This window comes from Actinomadura logoneensis, assembly GCF_003428695.1.
Taxonomy (GTDB): Bacteria; Actinomycetota; Actinomycetes; order Streptosporangiales; family Streptosporangiaceae; genus Spirillospora; species Spirillospora logoneensis.
Window position 1 is genome coordinate 1 of the sequence record NZ_QURH01001013.1, and the last position, 12,791, is coordinate 12,791.

Annotated in this window: 11 protein-coding genes; 7 read left to right on the forward strand and 4 right to left on the reverse strand. The window is 73.4% G+C overall.

The annotated features are described in order from the left end of the window. Positions 1-173 precede the first annotated feature (173 nt). Complete coding sequence (locus DZF91_RS34930) at positions 174-791, reverse strand: DUF3000 domain-containing protein (protein ID WP_117361317.1); 618 nt, start codon at positions 789-791, stop codon at positions 174-176. Positions 792-882: 91 nt separating this feature from the next. Continuing rightward, positions 883-1,098 carry a hypothetical protein gene (locus tag DZF91_RS34935; protein WP_117361318.1) on the reverse strand — a complete coding sequence of 72 codons (216 nt, stop codon included), beginning with the start codon at positions 1,096-1,098 and terminating at the stop codon, positions 883-885. Between the two features lie 473 nt (positions 1,099-1,571). Between DZF91_RS34935 and hemE the strand changes: the two genes are divergently transcribed. From hemE to hemQ, 3 genes are all read left to right on the forward strand, one after another. Next, entirely contained in the window at positions 1,572-2,594 is a 1,023-nt protein-coding gene (gene hemE, locus DZF91_RS34940) for a uroporphyrinogen decarboxylase (RefSeq protein ID WP_199487107.1), read from the forward strand. A 272-nt stretch (positions 2,595-2,866) separates the two neighbouring features. Further along, positions 2,867-4,327 carry a protoporphyrinogen oxidase gene (gene hemG, locus DZF91_RS34945; protein WP_117361320.1) on the forward strand — a complete coding sequence of 487 codons (1,461 nt, stop codon included), beginning with the start codon at positions 2,867-2,869 and terminating at the stop codon, positions 4,325-4,327. Beyond that, a complete protein-coding gene (gene hemQ / locus DZF91_RS34950; RefSeq protein WP_117361321.1) occupies positions 4,287-4,985 on the forward strand; it encodes a hydrogen peroxide-dependent heme synthase in 699 nt (232 codons plus the stop codon). The genes hemG and hemQ overlap by 41 nt, the downstream gene beginning before the upstream one ends. A gap of 112 nt (positions 4,986-5,097) precedes the next feature. Here the strand turns inward: hemQ and msrB are convergent, their stop codons facing one another. Continuing rightward, a complete protein-coding gene (msrB, locus tag DZF91_RS34955; RefSeq protein WP_117361322.1) occupies positions 5,098-5,499 on the reverse strand; it encodes a peptide-methionine (R)-S-oxide reductase MsrB in 402 nt (133 codons plus the stop codon). Between the two features lie 91 nt (positions 5,500-5,590). Between msrB and DZF91_RS34960 the strand changes: the two genes are divergently transcribed. Next, positions 5,591-6,280, forward strand: coding sequence for an alpha/beta hydrolase (locus DZF91_RS34960; RefSeq protein WP_117361328.1), 690 nt, complete (start codon positions 5,591-5,593; stop codon positions 6,278-6,280). Positions 6,281-6,391: 111 nt separating this feature from the next. Here the strand turns inward: DZF91_RS34960 and DZF91_RS34965 are convergent, their stop codons facing one another. Continuing rightward, the gene (locus DZF91_RS34965; RefSeq protein WP_117361323.1) at positions 6,392-8,149 is read right to left on the reverse strand and encodes a hypothetical protein; all 1,758 of its coding nucleotides are present in this window, start codon (positions 8,147-8,149) and stop codon (positions 6,392-6,394) included. Positions 8,150-8,648: 499 nt separating this feature from the next. Between DZF91_RS34965 and DZF91_RS34975 the strand changes: the two genes are divergently transcribed. The 3 genes from DZF91_RS34975 to DZF91_RS34985 all read left to right on the forward strand — a co-directional run bounded on the left by DZF91_RS34975 (position 8,649) and on the right by DZF91_RS34985 (position 12,763). Continuing rightward, positions 8,649-9,698, forward strand: coding sequence for a hypothetical protein (locus tag DZF91_RS34975; protein WP_117361325.1), 1,050 nt, complete (start codon positions 8,649-8,651; stop codon positions 9,696-9,698). Between the two features lie 131 nt (positions 9,699-9,829). Continuing rightward, complete coding sequence (locus DZF91_RS34980; RefSeq protein WP_117361326.1) at positions 9,830-10,912, forward strand: DNA polymerase domain-containing protein; 1,083 nt, start codon at positions 9,830-9,832, stop codon at positions 10,910-10,912. A 429-nt stretch (positions 10,913-11,341) separates the two neighbouring features. Continuing rightward, positions 11,342-12,763 carry an MFS transporter gene (locus tag DZF91_RS34985; protein ID WP_117361327.1) on the forward strand — a complete coding sequence of 474 codons (1,422 nt, stop codon included), beginning with the start codon at positions 11,342-11,344 and terminating at the stop codon, positions 12,761-12,763. The last annotated feature ends 28 nt before the right edge of the window (positions 12,764-12,791 follow it).

A 12,791-nucleotide genomic window follows, 5' to 3' on the forward strand; every position in this document is an offset into this window, starting at 1 on the left:
GCCCCGGCGGCGCGGTCGCGCGGCTGCTCGGCGGCGGCGTGCGCGCGTGCGGGCTCGGTCGTGCCCGTCCGCGCGGCGGTCTGCGGTGTCTCGGACGCTCCCACGGTCTCGGTGTTCTCCCCGGCGGTCTCGGTGCCCGGCGCTGTGCTTCCCACGCCCCTACCGTACGTCGCTCAGCGGCCCGCGCCGCCGGGGCCGTCCGGCAGCGCGGTGACGCCGGTGGGCGGCAGGCCCGCCGTGGCGCCCATGACCTCGCACCACGCGGCCACGTGCCCGGCCATGTCGATGCCCGAACCGGAGTCGGTCGGGGACCAGGAGGCCCGCAGTTCCAGCTCGGTCGCGGACGGCTCGTCGCTCTTGTCGCCGAAGCTCTCCGACACCGCGCGGGTGATCGTCCCCGACACGGCGGTGAACCCGGCGGGCTCCAGCGCCTCCAGCAGCCAGCTCCACGCGACCGAGCCGATCAGCTCGTCGGCGGCGAACTCCGGCTCCAGGTCGGCGCGGACGTAGGCGACGACGCGGAAGCCGTTCTCCCAGCCGTCCCGGCCCGCGGGGTCGTACAGCACGATCAGCCGCCCGGACGCCACCTCGGTGTCGTCGTCGCGGTAGACCGAGCCTGACAGCGCCGCCGCGTAGGGCGCCAGGCGCTGCGGGGCGGGCATGTCCTCCAGGTCGAGTTCGGGGCGCGGGGAGGGGCCGTCCAGGACGGCGCGCAGGGCGTCGCGGGCGCGCTGGAACGCGGGCGGCAGCTCGCCGGACGGGCCGCCGCCCGGGGCGTCGGCGCGGGTCACGGGTACACCGGGGAGCCCGCCGGCTGCGGTGAGCGGCGGGGAGAACGGGGTCGGGGGCACAGCACGGTTCTCGTCTTCGGGGCGTCGGGGGTCAGGCCAGGGCCCGCACGCGGGCGGGGTCCACTCGGCCCGGCTCGCCGGACGCGGATCGGGAGGGGTCGGGGTGGTCGTCCAGGGCGGTGTCCGGCCCGACGAACACGGCCGCGCCGCACTCGACGCAGACGCGGTCGGGGCAGTCGGCTCCGTGCCCGTCGAGGCACGGCGTGCGCTCGAACCGGCGTTCGTCGCCGCAGGTGGAGCAGTACACGGGGGACCTCCTCGGCTATGACACGCATCACGCTCGCACGTGCCGGTGACAGAATGCGGGACTTCGCTCGGCGTGTCCGGAACTTCATGCCCGTGCGGAACGTTCCGTGTCCGCGCGGGGACGGAACGCACCTTTCGGCGCGTCCGCGGCATCCCACGCGGTATCCGCGGGCCCTCGCCGCTCCGGCCGCCGGGGCCTTCCGGTCGTCCGCCGGTGCCTTGACACGCCGTCCCGACTCGCCTGGCGCGGCTGTCAGTGTGCCCCCTCCCGCCCGATGGTCCGGCCCCGCCGCCGAGCGCGCCGACCCGCCGCCGCGGGTGGCGAGGGCCGCCGGCCAGGGGTGACCCTGCGCGCGGGTCGCCGGGGGTTCGTGGGACGATCGGTCGGTGGCTGAAGACGCTGTCCAACCGAACGCTGCCGTCCGACCGAACGCCGACGCGCGACCCGGCTCCGGGCTCGCCGCGAGTCCCTTCCTGCTGGCGTGCCGGCGCGAGCCGGTGCCGCACACGCCCGTGTGGTTCATGCGGCAGGCGGGACGGTCGCTGCCCGAGTACCTGCGGGTCCGCGAGGGCGTGCCGATGCTGGAGGCGTGCACCCGGCCGGACATGATCGTCGAGATCACGATGCAGCCGGTGCGCCGGTACGCGATCGACGCCGCGATCTTCTTCAGCGACATCATGGTGCCGCTGAAGGCGATCGGCGTGGACCTGGACATCAAGCCGGGCGTCGGCCCGGTCATCGCCGACCCGATCCGGGACGCGGCGGGCCTGGAGGCGATCCGCGAGCTGACGCCGGACGACGTGCCGTACGTCTCCGAGGCCGTCCGCGGCCTGGTCGGCGAGCTCGGGAGCACGCCGCTGATCGGCTTCGCGGGCGCGCCGTTCACCCTCGCGTCCTACCTGATCGAGGGCGGCCCGTCGAAGAACCACGACCGCACCAAGGCCATGATGTACGGCGAGCCCGAGCTGTGGCACGCCCTCATGGACCGGCTCGCCGACCTCACCATCGCCTACCTGAAGGTGCAGGTCGAGGCCGGTGCGAGCGCGCTCCAGCTGTTCGACTCGTGGGTCGGCGCGGTCGCGCCCGAGGACTACCGCGAGTCGATCTTCCCGCACACCTCCCGGATCTTCCGCGAGATCGAGGGGCTCGGCGTCCCGCGCATCCACTTCGGCGTCGGGACGGGCGAGCTGCTCGGCCTCATGGGCGAGGCCGGCGCGGACGTCGTGGGCGTCGACTGGCGCGTCCCGCTGGACGAGGCCGCCCGGCGCGTCCCGGCGGGCCGGGCGCTCCAGGGCAACCTGGACCCGGCGCTGCTGTACGCGCCCTGGGAGGTCGTCGAGCGGCGCGCCAAGGACGTCCTCGACCGCGGCCGGGCCGCCGAGGGGCACGTGTTCAACCTCGGCCACGGCGTCCAGCCGACGACCGACCCGGACGTCCTCGCGCGGCTCGCCGAGTTCGTCCACGAGTACTCCGCCGCCCAGCGCCGCCAGGGCTGACCCCGGAGGACCGCCGAGCACGGCCGCCGGCCCGTCCGACGTGCGCCGGCCGGGGGGCCGTCGCCCGTCCGGCCTGCCCGACCGGGGACGGGCTCGCCGGTCGGCTTTCGGCTGCGCGGACGCCCGTCCGCCGGCTGCCCGGACGCCCGTCCGCGCCGGGGAACCGGCCATGTCACGGGCCCCGCGGGCGGTCCCGGCCGTGCGAGGGATCTCATATCGCGAGATGGCCACCCGTTGAGCGGGTTCCGGGGGGTATCTGGGAAGGTGGAGGCATGAGCGCCAAACCCACCCCGCATGTGGCGGTCGTCGGTGCCGGCGTCGCGGGACTGGTCACCGCGTTGCGGCTGGTCGGCGGCGGCGTCAGGGTCACCCTCCTGGAGAGCTCGCCCCGGGTCGGCGGCAAGCTCCGGGTCTCCGAGATCGCCGGCCTGCCGGTGGACGAGGGCGCCGAGGCGATCCTCGCCCGCCGCCCCGAGGCGGTCGAGCTGGTCCGCGAGCTCGGCCGCGGCGACGACCTGGTGCACCCCGGCACCACCTCGGCCTCGATCCTGAGCCACGGCGCGCTGCGCCCGCTGCCCGCCGGGCAGGTCATGGGCGTGCCGTCCGACCTGCGCGCGCTCGCCGCCTCGCAGGTCCTGTCGCCCGCCGGCCTCGCCCGCGTCCCGCTCGACCTCGTCCTGCCGGAGACGCCGCGCGGGGACGACGTGTCGGTCGCCGACTTCATCGGCGCGCGGATGGGCCGCGAGGTCGTGGACCGCCTGGTCGAGCCGCTGCTCGGCGGCGTCTACGCCGGACGCGCCGACCGGCTGTCGTTCGAGTCGACGCTGCCCGCCGTCGCCGCCGCCGCGCGCGGCCACCGGTCGCTGATCAACGCGGTGCGGGGCGTCCGCGCCAAGGCGCCCGCCGACCCCGGCCCGGTCTTCGCGACCCTGCCGGACGGCCTGGGCAGCCTTCCGCCGAACATCGCCGACGCGGTGACCGAGGCGGGCGGCGAGGTCCGCGTGAACGCGACCGTCCGGGAGCTGCGCCGCACCCCGGACGGCTGGCGGCTCACGGTCGGCTCGGCCCGCGACCCCGAGGCGCTGGACGTGGACGCCGTCGTGGTCGCCTGCCCGGCCCCGCCCGCCGCGCGGCTGCTCGCCGAGGAGGTCCCCGCGGCGGCCCGGGAGCTGGAGCGGATCGAGACCGCGTCGATGGCGCTGATCACCCTCGCGTACCCGGCGTCGGCGTTCCGCCGCACCCCGCCCGGCAGCGGCTACCTCGTCCCGTCCGTGGAGGACCGGCAGGTCAAGGCCGTGACGTTCAGCTCGGTCAAGTGGCCGCACCTGCGCGACCGGGACCCGGGCCTCGTGGTGGCGCGCGCGTCGATCGGCCGCGTCGGCGAGGAGCACACGCTGCAGCGCTCCGACGAGGAGCTCAAGGCCGCCGCGATGACCGAACTGTCGGTGACCTGCGGGGTCGCCGAGCTGCCCGTCGACGCGCGGGTGACCCGCTGGGGCGGGGCCCTGCCGCAGTACGACGTGGGACACGCCGACCGGATCGCGCGGGTCCGGGCCGCGGTCGCCGCGCAGCCGGGGCTCGCCGTCGCGGGCGCCGCCTACGACGGGGTCGGCATCCCCGCGGTGATCGCGAACGCCCGGTCCGCGGCCGGACGCATACTGGAGTATCTGGAGAGTCGGGGAGAGACGAAGAATGACGGAGAAGCCCGCGAAGCCGAAGGCGCGCGACCTTAACCAGGTGATCCGGTACACCATGTGGTCGGTGTTCCGGGTGTCGCGGCCGGGCACGGTGACCGAGCAGGACGCCGCCGAGGTGCAGGACCTGCTCGACCAGGTCGGCCAGAAGGACGTGGTGACCCGCGGCCTGTACGACGTCGCCGGCCTGCGCGCCGACGCCGACTACATGTTCTGGTGGCACGCGCCGTCCTCCGACGACCTGCAGGAGGTCTACTCCCGGTTCCGGCGCACCGCCCTCGGCCGCGCCAGCGAGCCGGTCTGGTCGCAGATGGCGCTGCACCGGCCCGCCGAGTTCAACAAGAGCCACATCCCGGCGTTCCTCGCCGAGGAGGAGGCCCGGGCGTACGTGTGCGTGTACCCGTTCGTCCGGTCGTACGAGTGGTACCTGCTGCCGGACGAGGAGCGCCGCGCCATGCTCGCCGAGCACGGCCGGATGGCGCGCGGCTACCCGGACGTCCGCGCCAACACGGTGTCGTCGTTCGCGCTGGGCGACTACGAGTGGATGCTGGCGTTCGAGGCGGACGAGCTGCACCGCATCGTGGACCTCATGCGCCACCTGCGGGGCGCCGAGGCCCGCCGCCACACCCGCGAGGAGGTCCCGTTCTACACGGGCCGCCGCAAGCCGGTCGCGGAGCTGATCGCCGCCCTCCCGTAGCGCGGTCGCGCCTTCGGCGTGGAGTGGCGCGCGGAAGGCGTCGCGCTCTCGGCGCGGAGAACGCCTCCGGCCCGTCCCTCAGGGGGCGGGCCGGAGGCGTTTCACGGGCGCGTCACTCGGCGGGTTCGAGCGTGAGGCTGATCGAGTTGATGCAGTAGCGGTCGTCGGTCGGGGTGTCGTAGCCCTCGCCGTGGAACACGTGCCCGAGGTGCGAGTCGCACGTCGCGCAGCGGACCTCGACCCGGACCATGCCGAGCGACCGGTCCTCGACGAGCGTGACGGCGTCGCTCTTGGACGGCTCGAAGAACGACGGCCAGCCGCAGTGCGACTCGAACTTGGTCTCGGAGCGGAACAGCTCGGCCCCGCAGGCCCGGCAGCGGTAGACCCCGACGGTCTTGGTGTCGGTGTACTCACCGGTGAAGGGGGCCTCGGTGCCCGCCTCCCGCAGCACGCGGAACTCCTCCGGCTTGAGGACGGCCCGCCATTCGTCCTCGGTCTTGCGGATCTTCTCCATACGTCGAAGGTACCTCGCGTGCCGGCCGCTCTGTCGGTGGCCCCGGCTAGGGTCGGCGGCGGGGCGGTGCTGATGATGGGAGGTGGTCGCGATGGCGACGTACGTGCTCATCCCGGGGGCGGCGTCCGGGCCGTGGTACTGGCACCTGCTGGCGGCCGAGCTGCGCGGGCGCGGCCACGACGTGGTGCCGGTCGACCTGCCCTGCGAGGACGACTCGGCGGGGCTGGCCGAGTACGCCGACACGGTGGTGCGGGCCGTCGAGGGGCGGAGCGGCCTGGTGCTGGTCGCGCACTCCCTGGGCGGTTTCACCGCGCCGCTGGTCTGCGAGCGCGTCCCGGTCGACCTGCTCGTGATGCTCCAGGCGATGGTCCCGGCGCCGGGCGAGTCCCCGGGGGAGTGGTGGAGCAACACCGGGCACGACCGGGCCCGACGCGAGCAGGACGAGCGCGACGGCCGCGCGCCCGACGACGACACCCTGCTGTTCTACGCCGACACGCCGGCCGAGCTGGTCGCCGAGGCCGCGAGGCACCCGCGTGGCCAGTCGGGCACCCCGATGCTGAAGCCGTGGCCGCTGGCCGCCTGGCCGGACGTCCCGACGAGGTACCTGCTGGCCCGCGACGACCGGTTCTTCCCGGCGGAGTTCCTGCGCCGCCTCGTGCGGGAACGGCTGGGGATCGTCCCGGACGAGATGCCCGGCGACCACATGCCCATGCTCGGCCACCCGAAGGAACTGGCCGACCGCCTGGAGGCCTACCGCGCGGAACTCGCCGAGCGCCCCTAACCCACGTCGCAGTCAGCGTCCGTGGCGGTCAGGTCGTGTGTGGGGCTGGTCGCGTGGCGCGGTCAGGTGCCGCCGCGGTCATGTGCCGCGGACACTCCGGTCGCGTGGCGGTCAGGTGCCGTCGCGGCGCCAGGCGGCCCAGCCGCCTATGCCTCCGTCGAGCGCGGTGACGACGTGCCAGCCCGGCTGGGCCGCGGGCCAGCTCGCGGTCGGGGGCCGGCTGAGGCTCCACGGCACCACGATCAGCGTGATGGACGCGGCGGGCGGCCTGCGGTCGAAGCGGTCGAAGGGCACCAGCCCGGAGCGGACCTCGAACGCCTGGGAGACCCAGATCCGCCACCCCATGCCGCGGTAGCTCATGGCCACGCGGTCGTGGGGCCTGAGCCCGGCCGCCCGGAGGGAGACCCGGGGGGTCAGCTGCCTCACCCAGTAGGACGACACCCGGTCGGTCGTCACCCCGGCCACGGCCAGGTTGAGGGAGACGAGGGCGGCGATCATCCCGCGCCGCGCGTACGGCTCCGGCACGGAGGCGGACGCGAGCACGGCCACCATGAGGACCACCAGGGCGGTCCAGGTGGCCGACCAGAGGTGGAGCCCGGACCAGTTCCAGGTCAGGAAGCAGATCTCCGGGAAGTCGAAGGGGCCGAAGAAGCCCGTCCGCAGGCGGTCGCCGCTGCCGAACGCGACGACCGCGCCGGAGACCGCGGCGAACCCGGCGGGGCCGAGCGTCAGGCGGACCCGGTCGAGCGGCTTCGCGCGCAGCAGGGCCGCACCGCCCGCCAGGGCGAAGAAGGGCGCGAGGCAGACCAGGTAGCGGCCGTAGGCGTGGTTGGCGACCGTCCCCTCGTCCGGCACCGCGGCCGAGGTCGCGACCGCGATCCCGCCGAGGGCGGTCAGCGCCGTTCCGGCCGTCGCCCGCGTCGCCATGGCGACCCCGGGGCGGACGGCGAGGACGATGACCGCCGTGAGGCCCACCCCGGCGAGCCCCCAGGTCGACACGACGAGGTACCAGATCTTCCCGGCGGTGAGCGAGGCCGTCCACAGGAGCCCGTCGACGCTGGTGAGCCGCTGCACGAGCAGGTGGCCCATGGACGCCGCGCCGGCGGGGTAGAGGGCGTGCCGCACCCAGAGGTTGAGGTTCCACGCCAGGACGGCGCAGAGGGTGAGGGAGAGGCCCACCAGCCCGAGGTCCCGCCGGTTCATGCGTCGGTTCAGGAACGGGACGGCCAGCAGCAGGACGACCTGGACGAGGAGTATCACCACTCCGCGCGGGTGGGTGCAGTAAGTGAACGCCGCGAGCCCCGCCGCCGCGAGTCCGAATCGCACGTCCCTTTTGCGGAGCCACGTGTGGACCGCCAGCAGCCACGCCGACACGAGGGTCGGCAGTACCGCGTCGCTCAGCGCGAACTGCGTGTAGTAAAGGAGACCCGGGAGAAGCGCGATGCCTTGGGCGAGCGCCCATGCGTGGATTTTTCTCAAGCCCATGCGCCGCGCACCCAGGTACGCGGGAATGACGAGGGCGGCGCTGAGGAAGGCGTTCAGTCCGATGACGAGCCGGTAGACGGTGGCGGGATCATCGGTCACCCAGTACGCGGGCGAAATCAGGAGCGAGTAACCAGAATGGTAGAAAACCCGTCCGGAAAGGTTTCCGACCGCGCCACCCGCCAGCAGCCGGGCGGCCAGCAGGTAGCCCGTCTCGTCGGGGATCAGGACGGGGCCCGTCTGCCAGGCCCCGAGGACCAGCCGCACGGCCACCTGCGCGAGGAAGCCGCCGACCAGCAGCAGGCGCCACCGGCGCGGGCGCGTTCTCCAGGCGGCCCGGCGGGTGTGGCCGCCCGGTTTCGCGCTGATGTTCTCGACGGCGGTCATGGCCGGTGAGCCTAGAGGTCACGGTCGCTCGTGCCTCGTCCTCTCCGGTGTGTTTGGCGGCGAGAAGCCGATCCATTGACCGGGGTTGTACATTCCCCGCGGGGTGCGGAATTGCTTCGGCATTGTGCTGTCTGGACATGATCTTGGCGTGAGGTTGTTGGGATCGGGAAGTCCGGGACTGTGGTAATCGCGTCCCAGCCCTGTCCGGCCACGATCGGGACGCCATTCATGATGTACCGCAAGTTGTCGAAGTTCCCGCTGTTCGCAACCTCGGTCCTGCTGCCCGTGTCGGCGACGGTCATCGCGGTGTCCGCACAGGGCCGGGCGGGTGCGACCGTGGCCGCCATCAGCACCTGCCGGCAAGGGCCTGGGAGGGCCTGCGGAGAGCGCGCCAACCGGACTCTTGGTGAGTACTTGCCGTATCTGGGTGTCCTGGGTGGATGACTTGATCACACGCATGTAAGGTACCAGCCGTACCCTAAATGCGAAGGAGATCGTCATGCGCGTGTTCGGTGTCAACTTCGACACGGGCTTCACCAGTGCCGGGACGACCACCCGAGAGCCCTTCGACCCCGGCGTCGTCCGGCGCGAGATGGAGGTCATCCGAACCGGGCTGCGCTGCGACGCCGTCCGGATCACCGGAGGCGACCGCGACCGGCTGGAGACGGCCGCGCGTCTCGCGGCCGAGGCCGGGCTCGAGGTCTGGTACTGCCCGTTCACCAACGGCCTCACCCGGGAGGAGCTGCTCGGCCTCCTCGTGGACGGCGCGGCCCGCGCCGAGCGGATCAGGCGGGACGGCGCCACCGTCGTCTTCCTGACCGGTTCGGAGATCTCCCTGTTCACCGAGGGCTTCCTGCCGGGCCGGACGTTCACCGAGCGGGCCGCCGTCCTCGCCGACCCGCAGCGCGTCCGGACCGTCCTCGCCGAGGTGCCCGCCAAGGTCAACGCCTTCCTCGCCGAGGCGGTGGCCGCCGTCCGGGCGGAGTTCGGCGGGCCGGTCGGCTACGCCTCGCTTCCCTTCGAGGGCGTCGACTGGACGCCGTTCGACATCGTCGCCAGCGACGCCGGCTACCGCGACGAGCGGAACGCCGACCAGGTCGCCGGAGGACTGCGGGCGCTCGCGGCGCACGGCAAGCCCGCGGCGGTCACCGAGTTCGGCTGCGGAACCTTCCGGGGCGCCGCCGAGCTGGGGAGCCGGGGGGACTCGGTCATCGAGTGGGACGACCGGGCGCGGCCCGCCCGCTTCACCCGGCCGGTCGTCCGCGACGAGCGGGAACAGGCCGACTACCTGCGCGAACTCCTCGCTGTCTTCGAGGACTCGGGCCTCGACGCGGCCTTCGTCTACACCTTCGCCCGGTACGACCTGCCGGCCGCCGATGCCGAGGACCGCGACTTCGACAAGGCGTCCTTCGGGATCGTCAGGGTCCTTCCGGACGGTCGCAAGGGCGAGGCGTATCCGGACATGCCCTGGGAGCCCAAGGCCGCTTTCCATGCGCTGGCCGAATACGGGCGCGCACGAGCGGATCGCCTGTCCGTGAAATCCGGGTGACCCTGCTGTTCGGGGCTCCGGAACCGGCCGTCCGCAAGCCGTGACGCGCGGGACGCGCGTCCGAGGGACGGTTCCGGTGTGGCGGGGGCTCGGGCACGGGAAGTGTCGGAGGGGTGGGTTAGCGTGCCGTTATGGCCTCGCCACACATCGAGATCCCGGTCGGGGATCGGATCGTCAAGGTGTCCAATCCGGACAAGCCGTACTTTCCGGAGTGCGGGTACACCAAACGGCAGCTGGTGGAGTACTTCATCGCGGTCGGGGACGGCATCCTGCGCGCCACGCGCGACCGGCCGACCACGCTCGAACGGTGGCCGGGCGGCGTCTTCGAGGGCGCGAAGATGGCCACCCGGGAGGACTACGCGCGCGGCCAGGCCGGGTTCGGCGCGGGCAAGTCCGACGCGTTCTACCAGAAGCGCATCCCCAAGGGCGCGCCCGACTGGGTGCGCACGGCCCGCATCGCCTTCCCCAGCGGCCGGACCGCCGACGAGGTCATGCCGACCGAGGTCGCGACCATCGCGTGGGCGGCCAACCTCGGCACGCTGACGTTCCACCCGTGGCCGGTGCGCGGCGATGACGTCGACCACCCCGACGAGCTGCGCATCGACCTCGACCCGCAGCCGGGCACGGACTTCTCCGACGCCGTCCGGGTCGCGCTCGGCCCCGCCCGCGACCTGCTGGACGAGCTGGGCTACACGGGCTTCGTGAAGACGTCCGGCAAGGGCGGCGTGCACATCTACGTCCGGATCGAGCCGCGCTGGACGTTCACCGAGGTCCGGCGGGCCGCGCTGGCGTTCGGACGCGAGATCGAGCGGCGCGTCCCGGCCGAGGTGACCACCCGGTGGTGGAAGGAGGAACGCGGCGAGCAGGTCTTCGTCGACTTCAACCAGAACGCCCGCGACCGCACGATCGCGTCCGCCTACAGCGTCCGGCCGCTCCCGTACGCGCCGGTCTCGGCCCCGCTGACCTGGGACGAGCTGCCCGACGCCGACCCGCGCGACTTCACCATCGCCACCATGCCCGCCCGCTTCGCCGAGATCGGCGACCCGCACGCCGCGATCGACGACCGGTCGTTCTCGCTCGAGCCGCTCCTGGAGATGGCCGACCGCGACGAGAAGGACCACGACCTCGGCGACGCCCCCTACCCGCCGAACTACCCGAAGATGGAGGGCGAGCCCAAACGCGTCCAGCCCAGCAAGGCCCGCCACGACACCTGACCCCGCCCCGACCTGACCCCGCGCCGACCTGACCTCGTGACGGCCTGACCTCGTGACGGCCTGAGCCCGGATCGGCCTGACCTCCGCGTCGGCCTGAGCCCGCGTTGGCCTGGCCCCGCGTCGGCCTGGCTCCGCGTTGGCCTGGCCCCACGACGGCCTGAGCTCGTGCCGTCGGCCCGCGCCCCGCTCGGCGCCGCGGGACCGGCCGGGCGGGCGGCGGGCGGCCTTCGGTGTGTGGCTGATTTTTGCCGTGTGGGGTGGGGAATCCGTTGATTCGGCCGTAAGTGGGGCTTGACATGGGCGTTCGCGCTTTCCTAGCATCCGGGCATTGTTTGACAGGCACAGACGAAGACACCCTGTCGGTGGCTTCGCCGTGCCCTCGAGCGCTGACGTACCCCCCGACGGGAAAGCACCCCGAAGGCAGGTCGTATGGCGCACCACCCCCTCGTCCGCGGCGTCAAGGACGTCGCAGCGCTCATCGACGGACACGGCAGGATCACCGGCCGCGCGCGGCTCGTGTGGCTCCTGGTGTTCGGCGGCCTCTTCCTGGACGCCTACTCCAACGCGGCGCTCAGCGCGGGCCTGGCCCCGATGACCAAGCAGATGCACCTGAGCACCGACCAGGTGTCCATCCTCACCGCCACCGCGCCCGCGCTCGCCATCCTGTTCAACCCGATCGGCGGCTGGCTGGCCAGCCGGATCGGGCGCGTCCCCCCGCTGCTGGCCGCCAAGCTGTTCGCGCTGGGCGGCGCGCTGCTCGCCGCGTTCGCGGGCGACTTCACCACCGTCTGGCTGGGCCGCGTCCTGGTCGGCGTCGCCTACGGCGTCGACTTCGCGGTCGCGATGGCGCTGCTCGCCGAGTACACCCCCGCCAAGCTGGGCGGACGGCTCAACCTCTGGCAGGGCGTCTGGTACATCGCGACCACCGGAAACCTCGCCCTCACCCTGCTGTTCTTCAACCTCGACGCGGGCGCGGACATCTGGCGCTGGTCGGTCGGGTCCGCGGGCGTGTTCGCCCTCGTGCTCTTCCTCGGCCAGCTGAAGTTCCTGGTCGAGAGCCCGTCCTGGCTGGCCAGCCGCGGACGGCTGGCCGACGCGGCCCGCAACCTCGGGCGGCTGTACGGGATCAGGGCCGAGGCCGGTGAGCCGGAGGACCGCGCCGAGGCGGCGGACGCCCGTCCGGCGGTCGGGTTCCGGCAGGCGGGCGTGCTGTTCCGCGGCCGCTACCTGCCCCGGACGATCCTGTCCTCGGTCATCTCCCTCGACCAGGCCATGCAGTACTTCGCGGTCGGCTGGTACCTGCCGGTGATCAGCCTGGCGATCTTCGGGGAGAGCTTCGAGAAGGCCACGGTCGGCTCGATGGTCTTCAACGCGTTCGGCATCGCGGGCGGCCTGCTGTCGGCGTACGTCGGACGCCGGATGGGGCTGCGGCTGAGCTCGGCGGCCGGGTTCGCGGTCGTGCTGGTCGTGCTCGTCGTCATGGGCCTGACCTTCGGGCACGTCCCGACCTGGTTCGCGTTCATCCTGCCGGTGCTGTTCATCTTCGCGCACTCGGCCGGACCCGGCGCGAACGGCAAGTCGATCGCCGCGCTCTCCTACCGCAGCGAGGTGCGGGCGCTCGGCACCGGCGTGACCGGCATGATCGGCAGCTTCGGCAGCGTCGTGGGCCTCTACCTGTTCCCGCAGATCAAGGACGGCCTCGGGCTCGGCCACACCTTCCTGGTGCTCGCCGTCGTGCCGCTCAGCGGGCTCATCACCTGCCTGCTGATCAAGTGGGACCCGACCCGGGCCGCCGCCGAGGACGAGCAGCCCGCCCCCGGCGACCTCGCCCCCGCCCCCGCCGCGAGCTGACCCGGCGGTGCCCGCGCGGGCGCAGCCC